15 protein-coding genes are annotated in these 19,873 nt (G+C 75.1%); 6 read left to right on the plus strand and 9 right to left on the minus strand.

What is annotated here, in order from left to right:
• Positions 1 to 73: 73 nt before the first annotated feature.
• Positions 74 to 1,399, plus strand: a complete 1,326-nt coding sequence (locus tag ACFVU7_RS09195) for a glycosyltransferase 87 family protein (RefSeq protein ID WP_388044777.1) — start codon at positions 74 to 76, stop codon at positions 1,397 to 1,399.
• Positions 1,306 to 2,454, plus strand: a complete 1,149-nt coding sequence (locus tag ACFVU7_RS09200; protein ID WP_241853016.1) for a glycosyltransferase family 4 protein — start codon at positions 1,306 to 1,308, stop codon at positions 2,452 to 2,454. The genes ACFVU7_RS09195 and ACFVU7_RS09200 overlap by 94 nt, the downstream gene beginning before the upstream one ends.
• Here ACFVU7_RS09200 and ACFVU7_RS09205 read toward each other — a convergent pair.
• The 4 genes from ACFVU7_RS09205 to ACFVU7_RS09220 form a co-directional block, all read right to left on the minus strand.
• The gene (locus ACFVU7_RS09205; protein WP_074004097.1) at positions 2,426 to 2,788 is read right to left on the minus strand and encodes a hypothetical protein; all 363 of its coding nucleotides are present in this window, start codon (positions 2,786 to 2,788) and stop codon (positions 2,426 to 2,428) included. The two genes, ACFVU7_RS09200 and ACFVU7_RS09205, sit on opposite strands and share 29 nt — an antisense overlap.
• Positions 2,789 to 2,859: 71 nt before the next feature.
• Positions 2,860 to 3,516 carry a response regulator transcription factor gene (locus ACFVU7_RS09210; protein WP_049660614.1) on the minus strand — a complete coding sequence of 219 codons (657 nt, stop codon included), beginning with the start codon at positions 3,514 to 3,516 and terminating at the stop codon, positions 2,860 to 2,862.
• Positions 3,501 to 4,814 carry a sensor histidine kinase gene (locus ACFVU7_RS09215; RefSeq protein WP_388044778.1) on the minus strand — a complete coding sequence of 438 codons (1,314 nt, stop codon included), beginning with the start codon at positions 4,812 to 4,814 and terminating at the stop codon, positions 3,501 to 3,503. Before ACFVU7_RS09215 ends, ACFVU7_RS09210 begins: the two co-directional genes overlap by 16 nt.
• Before the next feature lie 10 nt (positions 4,815 to 4,824).
• On the minus strand, positions 4,825 to 5,736 hold the full coding sequence (locus ACFVU7_RS09220) for a DMT family transporter (protein ID WP_388044779.1): 912 nt from the start codon (positions 5,734 to 5,736) through the stop codon (positions 4,825 to 4,827).
• A 103-nt stretch (positions 5,737 to 5,839) separates the two neighbouring features.
• On the opposite strand from ACFVU7_RS09220, the gene ACFVU7_RS09225 reads away from it, so the two are divergent.
• Together ACFVU7_RS09225 and ACFVU7_RS09230 are read left to right on the plus strand one after the other, a co-directional pair.
• Positions 5,840 to 6,745: a LysR family transcriptional regulator gene (locus tag ACFVU7_RS09225; protein ID WP_388044780.1), complete on the plus strand. Its 906-nt coding sequence runs from the start codon at positions 5,840 to 5,842 to the stop codon at positions 6,743 to 6,745.
• Between the two features lie 196 nt (positions 6,746 to 6,941).
• Positions 6,942 to 8,240, plus strand: coding sequence for a chitinase (locus tag ACFVU7_RS09230; RefSeq protein WP_388044781.1), 1,299 nt, complete (start codon positions 6,942 to 6,944; stop codon positions 8,238 to 8,240).
• A 59-nt stretch (positions 8,241 to 8,299) separates the two neighbouring features.
• Here the strand turns inward: ACFVU7_RS09230 and ACFVU7_RS09235 are convergent, their stop codons facing one another.
• The 5 genes from ACFVU7_RS09235 to ACFVU7_RS09255 all read right to left on the minus strand — a co-directional run bounded on the left by ACFVU7_RS09235 (position 8,300) and on the right by ACFVU7_RS09255 (position 16,807).
• Entirely contained in the window at positions 8,300 to 11,257 is a 2,958-nt protein-coding gene (locus tag ACFVU7_RS09235; protein ID WP_388044782.1) for a hypothetical protein, read from the minus strand.
• Complete coding sequence (locus ACFVU7_RS09240) at positions 11,257 to 13,149, minus strand: HSP90 family protein (RefSeq protein ID WP_388044783.1); 1,893 nt, start codon at positions 13,147 to 13,149, stop codon at positions 11,257 to 11,259. The genes ACFVU7_RS09235 and ACFVU7_RS09240 overlap by 1 nt, the downstream gene beginning before the upstream one ends.
• An 87-nt stretch (positions 13,150 to 13,236) precedes the next feature.
• Positions 13,237 to 14,277, minus strand: coding sequence for a hypothetical protein (locus tag ACFVU7_RS09245; RefSeq protein ID WP_388044784.1), 1,041 nt, complete (start codon positions 14,275 to 14,277; stop codon positions 13,237 to 13,239).
• A gap of 131 nt (positions 14,278 to 14,408) precedes the next feature.
• Positions 14,409 to 15,212: a hypothetical protein gene (locus ACFVU7_RS09250; RefSeq protein WP_388044785.1), complete on the minus strand. Its 804-nt coding sequence runs from the start codon at positions 15,210 to 15,212 to the stop codon at positions 14,409 to 14,411.
• 152 nt (positions 15,213 to 15,364) lie between these two features.
• Positions 15,365 to 16,807, minus strand: a complete 1,443-nt coding sequence (locus ACFVU7_RS09255; RefSeq protein WP_049660894.1) for a glyceraldehyde-3-phosphate dehydrogenase — start codon at positions 16,805 to 16,807, stop codon at positions 15,365 to 15,367.
• Between the two features lie 267 nt (positions 16,808 to 17,074).
• Between ACFVU7_RS09255 and ACFVU7_RS09260 the strand changes: the two genes are divergently transcribed.
• Positions 17,075 to 19,210 (plus strand): UvrD-helicase domain-containing protein, encoded by a 2,136-nt coding sequence (locus ACFVU7_RS09260; protein ID WP_388044846.1) that lies wholly within the window; start codon positions 17,075 to 17,077, stop codon positions 19,208 to 19,210.
• Between the two features lie 126 nt (positions 19,211 to 19,336).
• Positions 19,337 to 19,819 carry a GreA/GreB family elongation factor gene (locus tag ACFVU7_RS09265; RefSeq protein ID WP_074004089.1) on the plus strand — a complete coding sequence of 161 codons (483 nt, stop codon included), beginning with the start codon at positions 19,337 to 19,339 and terminating at the stop codon, positions 19,817 to 19,819.
• The last annotated feature ends 54 nt before the right edge of the window (positions 19,820 to 19,873 follow it).

Raw genomic sequence — 19,873 nt, forward strand, 5'->3', positions numbered from 1 at the left:
GTAGGGAAAACCCGACCACGAGACTCGACCTGGCCGTGATGACCCCGCCGAGCTGCGGCGATGCAATGAAGCGGTGACGAAACGGGCGTGGTGGTGGTGCGGCGGATGGCTGGTCGCGGCGGGGTGGGCGGGGGCGTTCCCGGTGGTGTCCGGGCTCGGTCCGCACCGGAGTTGGGGGGCCTGGGCGGCCTGCGGGTACCTGCTGGCGGCGCTCGCCGTGGTGCTGGTGCGGCGGCGCGGACGTGAGGTCTCGGTGGCGGTCGCGGCCCTCGGGGCGGTGCTGGTGCCGCTGCTCCTGCTGGTCCTGGACGGGCGGGGGCAGAGCGAGGTCGGGGTGATCGAGCGCTCCGGGTCGCTGCTGCTGCACACCGGCACGCCGTACCTGGCCGAGCCGCGGACCGTCGAGGAGTACACCCCGTACCTCCCCGGGATGGCCCTGCTGGGTCTGCCCCGGGCGCTGCTGGACGGCACCCCGCTGGGCGGCTCGCCGCTGGGCGACGCCCGGCTGTGGTGCGCGGCGGTGTTCCTGGTCTGCGTGCTGCGGACGGTGCCCGCCGGGCGCCGGCTCGGCGCCGCCGCGCTCACCGCCTCGCCGGTGGTCGCGCTGCCGCTCTGCGTCAGCGGGGTGGACCTGCCGCTCACCGGCCTCTGCTGGCTCGCCCTGGTCCGCGCCGCCGAACGGCGGCCGGTGGCGGCCGGGTTGGCGCTGGCCGCCGCCTGCGCGCTGAAGTGGACGGCCTGGCCGGCGCTGGCCGTGGTGGCGGCCCTGCTGGCGGCCACCGCCGGACGGCGCGCGGCGCTGCGCGGAGCGGCGGTCGCGGTGGGGGCGGCGGCGCTGGCGGTGCTGCCGGTGGCGCTGCGCGCGCCGGGGCCGCTGGTGGAGCAGGTGTTCGCCTTCCCCACCGGGCGCGGCGGCCTGCCGACACCGGCCGCGAGCCCGCTGCCCGGGCGGCTGCTGGCCGACCTCGGCCCGGCCGGCTGGTGCGCCGCCGTCGGACTGCTGCTGCTCGCCGGGCTCGCCGTCGGGGCGTCCCTGGCCGTCCGGCCGCCCCGCACCGCGCCCGCCGCGGTACACCGGCTGGCGCTCGGACTGACCGCGGCCTTCCTGCTGGCGCCCGCCGGGCGGTTCGGCTACCTCGCGCTGCCGCTCGTCCTGGTCCTGCTCTCCCTCTCGTCCGCCGTCTCGCCCTCCCTCCCGTCCTCTGTTCCGCTCTCCGTTCCGAAAGGCCTGCCATGGGCACCACCCTCGTCGTCACCAACGACTTCCCGCCGCGCCAGGGCGGCATCGAAACCTTCGTCAAGGCCATGGCCGACCGCGTCCCCGGTCACGACGTCGTGGTCTACACCTCGGCCGAACCGGGTGCGGAGCAGCACGACGCCGCTCTCCCCTACCCGGTGATCCGCGACCGCGCCCGCACCCTGCTGCCGACCCCGCGGGCCACCCGCCGGGCCGCCGAGATAGCCCGGGCGCACGGCTGCGACCGGGTCTGGTTCGGCGCCGCCGCGCCGCTCGCCGCGATGACGCCCGGCCTGCGGCGGCTGGCGCCCGGCATCCGCCGCACCGTCGCCACCACCCACGGCCACGAGATCTGGTGGGCCCGCACCCCGGGCGCCCGCGGCCTGCTGCGCCGGATCGGCCGCGGCACGGACGTGGTCACCTACCTCGGCGCCTACACCCGCGCCCGGATCGCGCCCGCGCTCGGACCGGACGCCCGGCTGGCGCGCCTGGTGCCGGGGGTCGACCCGGCGGTCTTCCGGCCGGCCGCCGAGGACTCCGTCGGGGAGGCGTCCGCCGCCCCGGTGGTCCTCTGCGTGGCGCGGCTGGTCCCGCGCAAGGGCCAGGACGTGCTGATCCGCGCGCTGCCCGCGATCCGCCGGGCCGTGCCCGGGACCACCCTGGTACTGGTCGGCCGGGGCCCGGACGAGGACCGGCTGCGGGGCCTCGCCCTCCGCCTCACCGAGCCGGGCAGCGTGGTGTTCACCGGCGGCCTCGACCACGCCGCGACGGCCGTCCACTACGCGGAGGCGGACGTCTTCGCGATGCCGTGCCGCACCCGCCGACTGGGCCTGGAGGCCGAGGGCCTGGGCATCGTCTTCCTGGAGGCGGCCGCGGCCGGCCTCCCGGTGGTGGTCGGCCGCTCCGGCGGCGCCCCGGACACCGTCCTGGACGGCGTCACCGGCGCGGTCGTCGACGGCCGCGCGCCCGCCGAAGTGGCCGCCGCCCTGACCCGGATCCTGCTCGCCCCGCCCGCCGAGCGCGCCCGGATGGGGGCGGCGGGGCGGCGCTGGGCGGAGGAGCACTGGACCTGGGAGGCCTCGGCGCGGCGGCTCACCGAGCTGCTCGACCCCGCCGTGCCCCTGCCGGACCCGGCCGACCCGGCCACCGCGGTCAATCCCGCCACCGCGGTCGATCCGGCCGCCGCGGTCACTCCGGCTGCCCCCGCAGGTGCCTGACCAGCCGGGCGATCGCGGGCGCCCCGCCGTTGGCGCCGACCGCCGTCACCCAGTTCCGCGCCTGGCCCGGCAGGTCCTCCCGGCTCGGGCAGGAGAAGCTGAACAGCCAGACGTGGGCGGACAGGTCGCGTTCCGGAAGTGCTCGCCACTCCTCGCCCCCGGCGTCCGTCAGCACGTCCTGGCAGGCCGCCAGCGCCTGGTCCCCGTCCCCGGCCCACTCCTGCCGCAGCCACAGCAGGAAGTTGGTCTGGGCCGTCGTGGTGTCGTCCCTGGTCGCCTCGCCCTTGAGCATCCGGTTGACGATCGCGCTCTGCGGTTCCCGTGTCCTCGCCATGCCGCCATCGTTCCGGCACCGCGGCCGCCCTGACAAGGGCGTCACTCAAAAGCCGTACGGCGCCCGCCCGTTCACTCCCCGCGCAGGTGGGCCAGCACCGCGAGGACCCGCCGGTTGCCCTCCGTCGGGTCCAGGTCCAGCTTCATGAAGATGTTCCCGCAGTGCTTCACCACCGAGGCCTCGGTGATGCTCAACCGGCCTGCCACGGCCTGGTTGTTGAGGCCCTCGGCCATCAGCGCCAGCACCTCGCGCTCGCGCGGGGTGAGCCGGGCCAGCGGGCGGTCGGCGGACCGGCCGCGCAGCAGCACCCGGACCACCTCGGGGTCGATCAGCGTCTCCCCGTCGGCGACCCGCCGCAGCGCGTCCAGGAAGTCCGCGACGTCGCCGACCCGGTCCTTCAACAGGTAGCCCAGACCGGCCGGTTGGGCGCCGGCGGCGGCGAGCAGCCGGGTCGCGTACGGGGTGGCCACGTACTGGGAGAGGACCAGGACGGGCAGGCCCGGGTGGCGCTCGCGCAGGGCGAGGGCGGCGCGCAGGCCCTCGTCGGTGTGGTCGGGGGGCATCCGGACGTCGGTGACCACGATGTCCGGCCGCTCGGCGTCGACGGCCGCGGCCAGCGCCTCCGCGTCGCCGACGGCGGCGGTCACCCGGTGGCCGCCGAGGGTGAGGAGTTCGACCAGTCCGGCGCGCAGCAGCACCGCGTCCTCGGCGATCACGACCCGGAGCACGGGACCTCCAGCCGCAGCGTCGTCGGGCCGCCCGTCGGGCTCGTCACCATCAACCGTCCTCTCAGCAGTGCCACCCGGTCGGCGAGTCCCGCCAGCCCGGCCCCGGCGGCCGGGTCCGCCCCGCCGCAGCCGTCGTCGGTCACCTGGACGACCAGCCGGCCGCCCGCGAGCCGCCCGTGGACGGTGATCGCGGTGGCGCCGCTGTGCTTGGCGGCGTTGGTGAGCGCCTCGGTGACGGTGAAGTAGGCGGTGGTCTCCACCGGGGCGGGCAGCCGCTCCGGAAGCTCGATGTCGGTGGCCACCGGGATCGGGTGGCGCTGCGCGACCTCGTCGACGGCGGCGGCGAGCCCGTGGTCGGTGAGCACCTGCGGGTGGATGCCGCGCACCAGCCCGCGCAGCTGCTCCAGCGCCTGCCGGGCCTCGCCGCGCGCCCGGGTGACGAGCTCCGCCGCCCGGCCGTCCCGGTCGCGCAGCTCGTACTCGGCGAGCCCGAGGGTCATGCTGAGCGCGACCAGCTGCTGCTGCGCGCCGTCGTGCAGGTCCCGCTCGATCCGGCGCCGCTCGGCCTCGAAGGCGTCGGCCAACCGGGCCCGGGAGCGGGTGAGTTCGAGCACCTGGTGGCCGAGGTCGTCCTCCCGGGGCCCGAGCAGGAAGCGGGCCAGCGCGACCTCGGCCCGGACCAGCAGCGCCCCGGCGTACGCGCAGAGCAGCAGGCCGGCCAGTCCGGCGGCGGTGAACGGCAGGGCGGCGAACGGCCCGGCGACGGCGTGCCCGGGGACGAGCATCACGGTCTCCGGGGCGAGCGCCCAGACCACCAGCGGGGAGACCGTGAACGCGCCGGAGATCACCAGCAGCGCGGTGAAGCCCAGCGAGGCGGCGGCCAGCACGGTCGAGGTGAGCCCGGCGTGGGCGAGTTCGCGCCAGGTGGCCCGCTCGCGCAGCCGGGTGCGGACGCGGGCGCGGCGGCCCGCCCCGGGCAGGCTGCGGTGCGGGTCGGGCGGCGGGACCGGCTCGACCAGCCGCAGCCGCCACCGGGCCACACCGGCGGCGGGGATGCCCGCGAGCGCCAGGGCGAGCAGCACCGGCAGTCCGAGGCCGACCACCGACAGGCCCGCGCCGACCACCAGCAGCACCGCGAGGACCACCAGCAGCACCGGCCCGAACAGCGCCCCGCCGAGCAGGTACGCCCAGCAGCGCGGCACCCAGCGGGTGAACGGGAAGCGCAGCGGGTGCGCCCGCAGCGCCTCGCGTACGGACGTCGGCCGCCGCTCCCCGTCCGTCACCGACCCCTCGTTCACCCGGTCCACCCTAACCGACCGGCTGACGGTCCTTCGGGGCTCGGGCGCGGGCCGCGCGCGGCCTGGTCAGCGCGACGGCGGCGACCACCAGCGCGCCGCCGGCCAGGGCGTTCCAGCCGACCGGCTCGGCGAGGAAGGCCGCGCCGAGCGCGGTGGACCACAGCGGCGTCACGTACGTCACGGCCGAGGCCACCGTCGTCCCGGCGCCGCGGACCAGCGCCAGGTTGAGCAGGTACGCCACGCCCGTACCGAGCGCGCCGAGCACCAGCAGCGCGCCGGCCGCGGCGGCGCCCGGCCAGCTCGGGAGGCCCGCGGCAAACGGCGCCACCAGGGCCAACTCGACGGTGGCGCAGGTGATCTGGAGCGTGGAGAGGGTGGTCACCGACTCCGGGCGGCCGGACAGGAAGCGGCGCAGGTAGGCGAAGCCCGCGCCGTAGCAGCAGGCGGCGGCCAGGCAGGCCAGCGCCCCGGCGGTCGCACCGGCGCCCAGGCCGCGCCAGACCCCGAGCACGGTGAGCACGCCGACGAAGCCGAGTCCGAGACCGGCCAGCCGGCGGCCGCCCGGGCGGCGCTCCTCGGGGACGGTCAGCACCGCGAACAGCAGGGTGAACAGCGGGGTGGTCGCGTTCATCACCCCGGCGAGCACCGAGCTGACCCTGGTCTCTCCGAAGGAGAAGAGGGTGAACGGCACGCTGTTGAGCAGCACCGCGACCACCGCCGAGTGCCCCCACAGCGCCCGGTCGCGCGGGGCCCGCTCGCCGCGCAGCAGCAGCACCGCCCACAGCGTGGTGGCGCCGAGCAGGCAGCGCCACAGCGCCACCCACAGCGGCGGCACGCCCGCCTCGACCGCCACCTTGATCAGGGCGAAGCTCGCGCCCCAGATCGCCGACAGTGCCACGAAGCCCGGCAACCAGCGCCTCACCCCGACCACCTCCGTCCTCCCGTCGCGTCTTCTGGACAGAGCGTGGCCCGGCGCCGCAGCATGAGTCCAACAAGTGGCAGTGCACTCGTGATGAGGAAGTCTCATGACCCCGGACGTCAACCTGGCCCAGCTCAGGGCACTGGTCGCGGTCGCCGACACCGGCGGCTTCAGCGCGGCCGCCGACGAGCTCGGCATCAGCCAGTCCGCGGTCTCGCACGCCGTCGCCGCGCTGGAGCGCAGCCTCGGCGCCCCTGTGCTGTGGCGCGGCACCCCCTGCCGGCCCACCCCGCTGGGCGAGCAGGTCCTGCCGCACGCCCGGACCGCCGTCGCCTCGGCCGCCGCCGTCCGCGCGATCGCCACCCGGCACTCCGGCGGCCCGACCGGCACCGTACGGCTGGCGGCGCCGACCACCGTCTGCCAGGCGCTGCTGCCCGGGCTGCTCAAGGACTGGCGGGCGGCCTACCCGCAGGTGACCGTCCGGGTCTTCGAGGGCGAGGACGACGAGCTGGCGGCCTGGCTGGAGGCGGGCACGGTGGACGCCGCCGTCCTGGTGGACGCCGGGCCGCTGCCGCCCGGGGCGGTCTCGCTCGGCGCCGACTCGATGCACGCGCTGCTCCGCCGCGACCACCCGCTCGCCGGTCAACCGACCGTCCATGTGGCCGAGTTGGAGGACGACGACTTCCTGCTCTCGGAGGGCGGCTGCGAGCGCCACATCCGCGAGGCCTACCGGCGGGCCGGCACCCGCTTCACGCCCCGGCACCGGATCCGCGACCTGAACAGCCTGATCGGCATGGTGCACGCGGGCGTCGGGGTCTCGGTGATGCCCGCGCTGGCGCTGACCATGCTCCCGGCCGACTGCGTGCTGGTCCCGATCCGGCCCGCCGTCCACCGGACGCTGTCGCTGACCGGGCCGACCGGCCGCCCGTGGTCCCCGGCGGTCGGCTCGCTGCTGGCGGGGATGGCGCCGGGAGTGGCGGCCGGGGCGGCGGCCGGCGTTCCGTCCCGGTGAGCCGACTCCAGGGCCCGTCGGCCGACCGGTGCGCCTTGACCTCTTTGGGGTTGACCGCCCTTCCCTGACAGGTCTATACCAGTGAGGACCTTCGGCAACCACCCGCCGCCGACGGCCCGTTCGGCCGCCACGCCACCCCCGCACCCGGCGTGAGCAGGCCCGCCTCCCCCACTGCCGTTTCCTGGAAAGGCTTCCGATGGAGCGCGCTCTTCCCCCACAGCACACCGCACGTCCCCCCTTCAGGCGCCGCGCCGTACTCGCCGTGGCCGCCGCGCTCGGCCTGGTCGCCGGCGGCGTCGCCGCCCTGGCCGGCACCGGCTCCGCCGCCGCGGACACCACCGGCACCGGGGCCGCCGGGGCCGCCGGAGGGCTCGGCAGCAACTGGTACGCCTCGGCGCCGTACCTGATGCCCGAGGACAACAGCCCGCCGGACGCCGCCGCCGTCATGGACGCCACCGGCCAGAAGGCCTTCCAGCTGGCGTTCATCCTGGCCCAGGGCACCAGCTGTTCGCCCGCCTGGGGCGGCACCTCCCCGATCGACACCGACACCACCATGCCGAGCGTCATCCAGACCGTCCGCGGCAAGGGCGGGGACGTCTCGGTGTCGGTCGGCGGGTACGGCGGCACCAAGCTGGGCCAGGTCTGCGGCACCCCCGAGGCGACCGCCGCCGGGTACCAGAAGGTGATCACCAAGTACGGCCTCAAGGCGATCGACTTCGACCTGGAGGAGCCGGAGTACGAGAACACCGCGGCCATCCACAACGAGATCGGCGCGGCGCGGATCCTCCAGCAGAACAACCCCGGCCTGTACGTCTCGATCACCACCGCCGGCACCAACGCGGGCACCGGCTGGTTCGGCACCCAGATGCTCAACGAGGCCAAGTCGCAGGGCTTCACGCCCGACAACTACTCGATCATGCCGTTCGACGGCGGCTTCAGCGGCGCGGCGGCGCAGACCGACGCGCTGGTGAAGTTCAACCAGATCCTGCAGACCATCTTCGGCTGGAACGAGGCCACCGCCTACGCCCACGAGGGCGTGTCAATGATGAACGGCCGCACCGACGCCGCCGAGTACTTCCACCAGTCCGACTTCCAGACCGTGCTGGACTTCGCCACCGCGCACGGCCTGGCCCGGTACACCTACTGGTCGGTCAACCGGGACCGCCAGTGCGCGGGCAACGTCGACCCGGGGCTGTCCGGCTCCTGCTCCAGCGTGGTGCAGAACGACTGGGACTTCACCAGGTTCACGGTGAAGTTCGCCGGGGCGACCCCGCCCACCACGCCGCCCACCACCCCGCCGACGACTCCCCCGACCACGCCGCCCACCACCCCGGGCAGCTGCACCGCCCCGGCGTGGAGCGCGAGCACCACGTACAACGGCGGCGCCAAGGTCTCGTACAACGGGCACGCCTACCACGCCAAGTGGTGGACGCTGAACGAGGTGCCGAGCGCCAGTGGCCAGTGGGGCGTCTGGGCCGACGACGGGCCCTGCTGACGGCCGCACCGGCGACCACCGGCGGGGGGCGGGCGCCATGAACGCCCGCCCCCCGCCGGTCAGTTCGCGAACCGATCCCGCAGCTCCGCCAGCACCTCCGCCGCCTCCGGCAGCCCGGCCGCCTCGCAGCGCGCGATGCCGGCGGCCAGCCGGGCCACCGCCGCGTCGGTGCGCCCCAGGTCGCTGCCCTCGATCAGCGCGGCCAGCCGGACGGCCTCCGCCCGCGGGGACTCGGCCCGCACCCCGCCCGCCTCGTACTCCGCGATGGCCCGTTCGACCTCGGCCAGCGCCTCCTCGTGCCGCCCGGCGACGGCCAGCGAACGCGCCCGCTCGTAGTGCGAACCACCGCGCAGGTACCAGGAGTTGTACTCCTCACCGGACCGCTCGGCCGCCTCGCCGACCGCGTCCGCCTCGGCCAGCAGGGCGAGCGCCGCCGCCAGCCCCTCCTCGCCCTTCTCCCGCGTCGTCAGCCGGGCCAGCTCCCGCAGGGTGGCGGCCAGCTGGTCCACCTGCGGGGCCTTGCCGTGCGCCTCCCGGGCGCGGGCCAGCGCCGCCTCGGCGGCGTCCCAGCGCTCGGCCCGGGCGAGCGCCAGGGTGGCCTCGCAGGCGACCATGGTGTGGGTCTCCTGGTCCTCCCACCCGGCCACCAGGTCGGCCAGCCGCAGGTACTCCTCGGCGGCGTCCCGGTGCTCCTCCAGGTCGGACAGGCCCCGGGCGAGGTCCAGCCGGCCCTGGGCGAGCATCCGGACGTCCAGCCGCGCCGCCGACTCGTCCAGCAGCACCGACTCCAGGACGGCCACCGCGTCCGCCGCCCGGCCGGTGTCGCGCAGCACGTCGGCCAGTTGCAGGCGCACCCGGGCGGCCTCCTCGACCGCCTCGGCGCCCTTGCGGTCGTAGCGCGCGGCCGCCTCCGACAGCGCGCGGACCGCGCCGCCGAGGTCGCCCACCTGGAGGCAGGAGTGGCCGAGCATCATGTACGTCGGCGCGTACGGGTAGGAGTCGTCGCCCCAGCGCACGGCCTCGGCCAGCGCCCGGTGGAAGACCTCGACCGCCTGGCCCGGCTCGTGGCCCTGCAGCAGCACCTGGCCCAGCAGGCCGAGCACCCGCGGGGTGTGCCAGGGCAGCTCGGCCGCGTCCAACTGGGCCAGCACCTCGCGCAGTTCGGCCTCCGCCTCGGCCAGCCGGCCCTGCCGGGCGGCGATGTCGGCGGTGTACTGCCGGGAGGTGGCGGCCCGCCGCTCGGAGCCGAGCTCCACGGCGGCCCGCCGGTAGCCGCCGACCGCCGCCTCGAAGCGCCCGGTCACCTCGGCGGCGGGCTCGGGCAGCGCCTCGGAGAGGTCGTGGTGGGCGGCGTAGGCGCGGGTCTGCAGCACGATCAGGTAGTCGTCGTCGGCCAGTTCGCCGCCGGCGCGCAGCTCCTCGGCCCGGGCCAGCGCCGCGTCGAGCGCCGCCCAGTCGGCCCGCCGGCCGCCGCGCCCGGCGCCCTCGCCGTCCGCAGCGCCCTCGGCCTCGGCGCCCTCGTCACTCTCGTCGAGGTCCGCGATCAGCGTCCGGGCCCGGCACATCAGCGCCGACCCGGCCAGCCCCGCCTGCTCGAACAGCTCGGCGGCGGCCAGCAGCCCGGCCTTGCCCTCCTCGCACGCGTCCCGCTGGAGCGCCTCGTGGGCCCGCTGCTCGGCGAGTTCGGCGCGCAGCCGCTCGGGGCCGCCCAGCTCGGCGCTCTCCGGGTGGACGAAGTCCGCGGCCTCCGCGCGCTCGGCGACCCGCTTCCACAGCCGGTCGGCATCCGGGTGGCCGAGCACCTCCAGCTCGCGGGCCCGCAGCACCAGGGCGGTGAAGTCCTCCGGCTCCGCCTCGACCGCCCGGCGCGGCGCGGGCGCGGCCGCCGGGGCGGCCGACAGCCCGGAAGCCGCGGCGGCCCGCACGCCCAGTGCCAGCGGTTCGGCGAGCAGCGGCTCCACGGCCAGCCGGGCGCGCCGCCCGGCGCCAACCGCGTCGGTGCCGTTGCGGGCGTCGAAGCGGGCGGCCAGCGCGTCGCCCTCGGCGCGCAGGTGGGCGAGCAGGGAGTCCACCGTCCAGGCGGTGCCGGCCGGGCCGCTGACCGCCAGCTCGCCGTGGCCGGCCCGCGCGAGCTGGGCGACCAGCACCTCGGCTCCGGTCAGGAAGTCCAGCCGGGCGGCCGGGTCGCCGGTGACCGCGAACAGGGCGCGGTTCTCGGCGAGCAGCTCCAGGCCGCGCGGCTCGTTGCCGGACAGCGCGCAGAACTCGATGTGCAGGCCGACGGCGTTCAGCATCGAGGCCTTGCCGCGGGCGTGGCGGTAGCCGGCGAGGTGGCCCGAGCGGGCCTCGTCCGACCGGCCCTGGCGCAGCTGCGCGAGCAGCGCCGTGGCCTGGCTGAGGTGGGGCTCCTGCTCGCAGCCGCTCCGGCCGTCCAGCACCGGGGCGAGCGCCTCCAGGGCCCGGGCGTCGTCCCCGGCGGCGAGGTGGTGCCGGGCGCGGGCACGGGTCTCGCAGGCGTGGCAGTCGCTCAGCTCGGCGCGCGGGCGGGCCGCCCACAGCTCGTAGGCGTCCTGCACGTCGATGCCGGTGTGCGCGGCCAGGTGGTAGCGCTGGGCGTAGTACGGCTGGAGGTCCTGGCCGGCCGCGCGGTAGCGGTCGCGCAGCTCGGTGTGCCAGCGCCGCACCGCCGCGAGCGGGACGTCCGGGTTGTCCTTGAGCGTGTCGGCGACCCACTTGAAGCGCCAGAGCACCTGCTGCCGGGCCCACTCGCCGAAGCCGTCCGGGTCGGTGTCCCAGAGCCTGAGGACGCGGGCGAAGACGACCGGGCCCTTGCCGCGCTCGCCGTCGTACTCGTAGGCCTCCATCAGCTCCAGCAGGGCCATCGAGAGGACGCCGGTGTCGTCGAACTGCTCGGCGGCGTCGACGAGTTCCTCGGCGGTGACGGTCCTGGTCCGGCCGTACGGGCGGGCGTCGTTCTCGCGCAGCGCGGCCATCACCGCGTCGGGGGTGTCCAGCATCACGCCGCCCCGCCCTCGGGGAAGCCGCCCGCCCCGTTCGCCCCGCCCGCCCCGCCGGCCTCGTGGCCGAGCATGGCGTGGTCGAGCAGGCTGATGAACGAGCGGTTGAGCAGCGCGGACTCGCTGGCCTTGAGCGGGCGGCGGGTCATCAGCACGGCCTGCCCGTACAGCGCCTCGACGGCGGTGACGGCCAGCTCGCGGCTGGTGACGGTGGCGGCGCGGCGCACCAGCGGGTTGAGGTGGTTGAGCACCAGCTGGGCGCGGGGCGCCTCGGCGCGCAGCGAGCCGAGGATGTCCGCCCACAACCCGTCGGCCTCGTCGGCGAGTTGGGCCCGGGTGCGCTCGTGCCGGGCCTCCCGGTTGTCGAGCAGCAGGGCGGGCGCGTTGGTGGGGTGGAAGCTGCGCAGCGCGACGTCGCAGTCGAACCGGCCGACCACCTCGCGGGCGATCGCCAGGAAGGCGTTGGCGGCCAGCTCGGCGGCCGGGTCGACGGTGTCCAGGTGCGCGGTGACGGTGCCCGGGTCGAGGTCGGAGACGGAGACTCCGGGGCGGATCTCGGGCAGCCGGTGCACCAGGTCGTGGTCGTAGGTGTAGCCGCCGTTGACCACGCCGAGCCCGGCGGCGCCGGCGATCGGGGCGACCTGGCGGAACTCCTCGACCGTCCTGGTCACCAGCACCGCCGGGTGGCTGCGGGCGAACTCGTCCAGGGTGACGTTGCCGTCGGTGGTCTCGAACGGCAGCCACGGCAGCATCATTCGCAGCAACTCGTCGTCGTAGCGGGCGAGTTCCTTGACGGCCAGGTGGTGGACGGACAGGAAGCGGTGCAGCAGCGCCGGGTCGCTCGCGGACAGGCCGGTCAGCCAGTCGCGGATCCGGGCGCCGAGCGCGTCCCGCACGGCGGCCAGCGTCTCGTCCGCGTACAGGCCCTCGCGGGAGGCGGTGGGGCGCAGCCCGTCGGTGTCGACCACGCAGCGGACGAAGAACGCCCAGTCCGGCAGCAGTTCGTCGGCCTGGTCGGAGAGCAGCATGCCCTTGAGGTGCACCCGGTGGCCGTTGCGGCGCGAGGGCGGGGCGGCGTCCGGCAGGACGTACGCGACGCCGCGCAGGCCGACCAGCGGCAGGTCCAGCTCGATGGTGTCGAGCGGGGTGAAGTCGAAGGCGGCGCGGCAGTACTCGGCGAGCGCGTCGCGCCTGGCCAACGGGGAGGCGTGGCGCTCGGCCCACGGCGGGGTGCGGTTGACCCGGTGCTCGGTTCCGTTGCCGTCGACCACGGTGACGTCGTGGCGCAGCAGGCTGCCGAAGTCCCGGGCGAGGGCGAGGACCCGGCCGGCGCGGGTCCACTCGGCGGCGTCGGCGCGCGGGACCAGCGTGACGGTGGTGCCCGGCTCGGGCTTGGCCGAGGCGGGCAGGGTGCGGATGGTGTAGCTGCCGTCGGAGCTGCCGCGCCACTCGATCGCCGGGGCGTCCGGGGTGGCGGCGGAGCGGGTGACCACGGTGATCTCGTCGGCGACCACGAAGCAGGCGAGCAGGCCGATGCCGAACTGGCCGATGAAGTCGCCGCGGGCCCGGGCCAGCCCGGCGCCGTCGAGCCGGCCGTCGGCGTCGCGCTTGGAGCTGCGGCCGATGGTGGCGAGGAAGGTGTGGACGTCCTGCTCGGTCAGGCCGATGCCGGTGTCGGTGACGGACAGCTCGTCGTCGGCCCGGACGGTGATCCTGGCCGGCGCCCCGGGGTCGAGGGCGCGGCGGGCGGAGATCGCGTCCACGGCGTTCTGCAGCAGCTCGCGCAGGTAGACCCGCGGGCTGGAGTAGAGGTGGTGGGAGAGCAGGTCCACCAGGCCGCGCAGGTCCACCTGGAAGGTGTGCGCACTCGTCGGGTTGTCGGTAGGGGACACCGGAGGCTCTTTCGATCGCGGGGTGGATGACGGTGGTGGGATGCGGGTCGGCGGCGGGCGCCCGTACGACTCGGCGCCGGGTGCGCGTCAGCGCCAGTACGAGGTGCAGCGGTCGCGGTGGGCGCGGAAGGCCTTGACCGGATCGCCCGACAGGTAGTGCCAGGGCGCCTTGGTCACGAGGCCGTCCAGCGCCTCGAACAGCAGGCGCGCGGTCTTGGGCTGGTCGGCGAGGGAGAAGGCCATCGCGAAGGTGTTGAAGGAGCCCTGCCAGCCGCGCGCCGGCTCGAAGGCCGGGTGCAGGACGGACCGGAAGGCCGCCTCCTGCAGCCCGGCCACCACGGCCGGACTGGCCAGGTAGGCGCGGTCCTCGCCGTCCGGGAGGGCCAGCCAGTGCTCCAGGTGCGCGACCGCGACCAGCTCGCCGAGGTGGCTGCCCTCCGGGGCGGCGAGCATCGTCGAGCGGGCGAACGCGTGCATCTCCTCGTGCGAACCGCCCCACTTGGCGCTCAGCTGCTGAAGCCTGACCCAGTGCGAGGCGGAGCTCCCGGGCGCCCGGCGCACCGCGGCCTCGAAGCGGCAGGTGGCGACCTCCGGGCCGAGCGAGGCCCCGAGGGCGCTGGTCTGCAGGAACCGCCAGGGGGCGTGCCAGGACGGCTCGCGCTCGGCGACCTCCAGCAGCTGCTCCTCGGCGGTGTCCAGCCGCTCGTGGAACGCCTTCCAGCGCTCCTCGGTGACGTCCTTGGCCCGGGCGCCCGTCCGGGCCTCCCAGCCCCAGGCGATCTGCCGGGCGCCGGACAGCAACAGCAGCAGCGTGTCGTCCGAGGCGTCGGCCAGCGCGCGGGACGTCCACTGCTCGACCCGGGGCACGTCGGATATCGCCCCGACGAGGAAGGTCAGCTCCTCGCCCTGGGCGGCGGCCAGCGCGGGGCGCAGCGCGGCCCAGTCCCCGGCGGAGGCCTGCCGGAGCATCAGGCGCAGCGACTCGTCCCCGTACGCCGGGTCGAGCCGCGGCTCGCCGCCGCCGGCCGGCGCGGGTGCTCCGGCTCCCCGGCGGCCGAACCCGAACCCGCGCCGCTCGGCCCGGTCCTCCGCGCCCTCCCCGCCGGAGCGGCGTCGGAACAGCGGCATGTCTGGCCCCCTCGAACGTCATCGGTATCTTTCGCACGACCGCACAGCGGCCACGGGAAAAGTACATATCACGGTCGACTGACATCCGTTTGCCCAGCCCAGCGCCCTGCCCGCCCGGCGAGGGGGTTCCGTCAGGCCGCGCCGAGCCCGGCGTCCGGCGTCTTCCCGGCCTGCGCCTGCTCGATCCGGTTCACCAGCATCACCGCGAACCTCCGCGTCGCGGGCACGTCCACCGGACCGCCCTCGCTGGTGACGCTCGCCACCACGGTGCCCGAGCGCACCACGATGCCGACGCCCTCGCCCTCGGCCAGCGGCCCCTGGAAGGCCTGGCTCTCGCTGCCCAGCGCCGGGGTGTCGACCTTCTTGAACGGCCCGGCGGAGTACGAGGCGTAGTTCTCCTTCAGCCGCTGCGCCGCCGCGTCCCGGCTGGGCAGGGTGTCCACCAGGAAGCGGACGACCACGTCGCCCGAGGAGAACCGGACCGACCCGCTCAGCGGCTTGCCGGCGCAGGAGGCCGCGGCGGCACCGGCACAGGTGACCTGGTGGTCGGCGGTGTCGACCTTCCGCTTCTCCTCCTCCCACCCGGTCATCGCCTTCGCGTCCGGCAGCACCTGGCCGACCACCTTGTCGTCCAGCAGCGCCGCCTCCAGGTCCGCGTGCGGGGCCTCGGCAGCGGCCGGGGCCGGTGCGGAGGCCGGCGCCGAAGCCGCCCCGGGGGTGTCGGCGGCCGCCGGCGCGGACGCGGACGCCCCCGCCGTACCCTCTGACGCCCCCGCCGCTCCCGTCGCGGCCGGACTCGACGCGGCCGAAGCCGCGGGCGAGCCCGCGGCCGCCCCGCCCGCGCCCTTCGAAGACCCCCCGGAGGAGCACCCCGTCAGCACGCCCGTCAGCACCCCGGCCGCCGCCACCGCGGCGAGCACCCGCCGACCACCCATCCCGATCACCCTCCCCAGTCCTGTCAGTGATCCCTCAAGATAGCGACCGCCCCGCCCGCGAACGCCGACGGGGCGGCGACCTGTCGGTCACCGCCCCGCCGTACTGCTCCGTCGTCCTGCCCTACCGGTGGTCGTCCTGCCCTACCGGTGGATCAGACCGCCGGAACCGGGTAGGTCGGGTACTCGACGCCCGAGATGTACTGGACGACCCGGATCACCTGGCACGAGTAGCCGAACTCGTTGTCGTACCACAGGTAGAGGATCGCGTTGTCGCCCTCGACCTTGGTCGCGCCGGCGTCCACGATCGAGGCGTGGCGCGAGCCGATGAAGTCGCTGGAGACAGCGTCGGGCGAGTCGGTGAAGTCGATCTGGCGCTTCAGCGGCGAGGTCAGCGAGACGTTCCGCAGGTACTCCAGGACGTCCTCGCGGTTGGTCTCCCGCTTCAGCTGGAGGTTGAGGATCGCGATGGAGACGTCCGGCACCGGGACGCGGATCGAGCTGCCGGTGATCTTCGCCTGGAGGTCCGGCAGGGCCTTGGCGACGGCCGAGGCGGCACCGGTCTCGGTGATCACCATGTTCAGCGGCGCCGAGCGGCCGCGGCGGTCGGCCTTGTGGTAGTTGTCCAGCAGGTTCTGGTCGTTGGTGAACGAGTGGACGGTCTCCACGTGGCCGCGGACCACGCCGTACTCGTCCTCCATCGCCTTCAGCGGCGGGACGATGGCGTTGGTGGTGCACGAGGCGCAGGACAGGATCTGCTCGTCCGGCTTGATCGTGTCGTGGTTCACGCCGTGCACGATGTTCGGGACGTCGCCCTTGCCCGGCGCGGTCAGCACGACCTTGGCGATACCGGGGCGCAGGTGCTTCGACAGGCCCTCGCGGTCGCGCCAGCGGCCGGTGTTGTCGATCAGGATCGCGTCCTTGATCCCGTACTCCGTGTAGTCGACCGTGGTCGGGTCGTCGGAGTAGATCACCGTGATCTCGTTGCCGTTGGCGATGATCTTGTTGTTCGCCTCGTCGACGGTGATCGTGCCCTGGAACTGGCCGTGGATGGAGTCACGGCGCAGCAGCGAGGCGCGCTTGACCAGGTCGTCGCCGCCGCTGTTGCGCACGACGATCGCCTTCAGCCGCAGGCCGTTGCCCGAGGCCTTCTCGACCAGCAGCCGGGCGACCAGCCGGCCGATGCGGCCGAACCCGTACAGCACGACGTCCTGCCCGGACCGGCGCTCCAGCTTGTTCTCACCGGTGGCGCCGACGACGGCCTGGGCGGTGAACTCCGCCACCGACAGGCCGCGGTCGTCCGCCTTGTACGTCGCGGCGAGCATGCCGAGGTCGATCTGCGAGGGGCCGAGGTCCAGGGCGGTCAGGGCCTCAAGGAACGGCATCGTCTCGGTGACCGAGAGCTCCTCGCCGGCTATCTGCCGAGCGAAGCGGTGCGTCTTGAGGATGCTGACCACCGACTTGTTCACCAGGGACCGGCTGTGGAGCAGAACGGTGACGTCCCGCTCCCGGTGCAGCCGCCCGATGATCGGGATCATCGACTCCGCGATCTCCTCGCGGTTCTTCCAGTCCGTGAACACGTCGTCGTTGACAGTCACAAGTCCATCTTTCGAGCTGAGGGTGTTGCCCACATGGTAGCTTCGCCCGCCCGCGCCCCGACCGCCGGTCCCTCCCCCACCCTCCCCACCCGAGCCCCCGACCTGCGCTTTCCCCCCACCCCCACCCCCGAAGGTGATCACCGCCACCCTCGATCCGACCACCCGTCGGGCGGCCCGGCGTGAGTGATCATCCGGGCCAGTACAGTGAAACGCACGGCCCGGGCGGACGGGCACGGGCACGAGGGGGCCGGGGTGGCGACGCTGGGCATGCACCGGGACTTCCTGATGGAGTTCGCGGCGCTGGAGAAGCCGGTGCAGCGGCGGGTCTTCGAGACCTTCGAGAAGTTCACCGAGGCCACCCACACCGGCGTGCACCTGGAGAAGCTCACCAACCAGCGGGACCCCCGGATCCGGACCATCCGGATCACCGACTTCTGGCGCGGGGTCGTCCTCAAGGCCGACCGGGGCGACGGCTACCTCCTGCTGAAGGTCCTTCCGCACGACAAGGCCAACGACTGGGCGGTCAAGCACCGGGCCTCCGTCAACGCCGCCACCCAGGGCGTCGAGATCCGCAACGACGTCGCGCTGGAACGGGCCTCCCGGTCGCTGAAGGCGCTGGCCGCCGACGAACCCCGCAGGCTCTTCGCCGACCGCTCCGACAAGGTCCTGCGCAGCCTGGGCGTCGACGAGGAGATCCTGCCGATCATCCGGCTGCTCCCCGACGAGGCCCATCTGGAGGCGCTCCACCGCGTGCTGCCGGAGCAGCAGTTCGACGTCCTGGTCGGCCTCGCGAGCGGGATGGAGCCGGCCGAGATCGATCGTGAGATCGTCCGGGCGTACGCCCGGGCGGCCGCGCCCACGAGCGTCGACCAGCCCGCCGACGGGCTGGTCTCGGCGATGGCCCGCGCGCGCGGCCGGGTCGCCCTGGTGTCCGGGCCCGACGAACTGCTGGAGATCCTGGAACGCCCCTTCGACGCCTGGCGGATCTTCCTGCACCCGGCCCAGTACCGGGTCGCCTACCGGGAGTCGTACAGCGGGCCGGCCCGGGTGACCGGCGGCCCCGGCACCGGGAAGACGGTGGTGGCCCTGCACCGGGCCTACCACCTGGCCCGCCGGTTGCCGGCGGAGGCGCCTGACGGATCGATTCTGCTGACCACCTCCTCCGAGGACCTCGCCGCGGAGCTGGAGCGCTGCCTCGCCCTGCTCGTGACGGACGGACGGATCCGGGCGAAGGTCCGGGTGGTCACCGTCGACGCGCTGGCCGCCGAGGTCCTGCGGCGCTCCCCCGGCGGCGCCCCGTCGAAGGTCCTCTTCCAGCAGCACCCGATCCTGGCCCGCTGGGGACGGGTCGCCCGCCGGCTCGGCGTCGGGTTCACCGACCTGTTCCTCGACCAGGAGTGGCGACAGGTCGTACTGGCCCAGTCGATCGGGAGCCGGGAGCAGTACCTGAAGGCCCCGCGGACCGGACGGGGCAAGGCCCTCGGAACGCCGGAGCGGACCGAACTGTGGCACGCGGTGGCCGCGTTCGAGGAGGAGCTGCGCAAGGCCGGGGAGTTGACGTACCTCCAGGTCTGCGCGCGGGCCGCGCGGATGCTCGACGACCAGGGCGACCGCCCGTTCCGGCACGTGGTGATCGACGAGGCGCAGGACCTGCACCCCGTCCAATGGCGGTTCCTGCGCGCGCTCGTGGCCACCGGCCCGGACGACCTGTTCCTCTCCGGCGATCCGCACCAGCGGATCTACGGGAACAAGGTCTCGCTGCGCTCGCTCGGCATCCAGGTGGTCGGCCGCTCCTTCCGACTCCGGATCAACTACCGGACGACACAGGAGATCCTCACCTGGTCCGCGTCCCTGCTCACCGGCGAACGCCCGGACGACATGGACGGCGGGGAGGACTCGCTGGCCGGCTACCACTCGACCCTGCACGGCGCCCACCCCGACGTGTCCGGCCACCCCGACCGGGCCGAGGAGTTCCGGGCCCTCGTCGCCCGCGTCGAGGAGTGGACCGCCTCGGGCGTGAGCCCGGAGGACATCGGCGTCGCCGTACGGACCGGACGGCTCGGCCGCGAGGCCGCCCACGCCCTGGGGCAGGCCGGGATCCCGACCCACGTGCTCGGCGACGCGCCGTCCCCCGGCATACGGGTCGGCACCATGCACCGGATGAAGGGCCTGGAGTACCGCTGCGTCGCCGTGGTCGGCGTCAGCGACGGCACGGTGCCCCTGCGCAGCGCGATCACCCCGGCGGACACCGACCCGCTGCAGCACCAGGAGGACCTCACCGGCGAGCTGAGCCTGCTCTTCGTGGCGTGCACCCGCGCCCGCGAAGCCCTCAGCGTGTCCTGGCACGGCACACCGAGCGTCTTCCTCGAACCGATCGTCCCGGCCCGGCTGCTCACCCGCTGACCCACGGCCCCGCGGGGCCCGCTCCGGGTGGTCGACCGGCCCGGAAGTTGCCCGGGGGTGCGGGTGGTGGGGTAATGGGAGACGGCCGGTGTTCGAGTGTGTGACGAGCAGCCCCGGGAGCTTGGGATGAGCGGTGGGCCGGAACCGATCAGTGCCGAGGGTCTGCGTGCGGTGCGGGAGGAATTGGCGCAGCTGCGGGTGGAGCGGGGGGAGGTGGCCGCGACGCTGCGCGGGGTGGATCCGGTGGGGGACCGGGCGGACGCGGCGGACGAGTTGCAGCGGGCGTCGGAGGTGGCGCGGCTGGACCGGCGGATCGTCGAGCTGGAGGCGCGGCTGCGGGAGGCCGAGGTGGCCGGGGAGCCGTCCGCGCGGGTGGTCGGGGTGGGGTCGACGGTGAACGTGCGGTTCGACGACGGCACGGAGGAGACCGTCGAGATCTCGGAGATCGCGGAGGAGCGGGACCTCACCCTGGTGACCTTCGACAGCCCGCTCGGGAAGGCGCTGCTCGGGCGGCACGCCGGGGAGACGGTGAACTACGACACCCCGGCAGGCGCGGCCAGCGCGGTGGTGCTGTCGGTGGGCGCCGACGCGGGCCCGCAGTCGGGCTGAGGCGGCGCTGGGCGGCACGGCACAGCGCGGCACGGCGCGGCACGGCGCGGCACG

This window comes from Kitasatospora sp. NPDC058046, from assembly GCF_042885595.1.
Taxonomy (GTDB): Bacteria; Actinomycetota; Actinomycetes; order Streptomycetales; family Streptomycetaceae; genus Kitasatospora.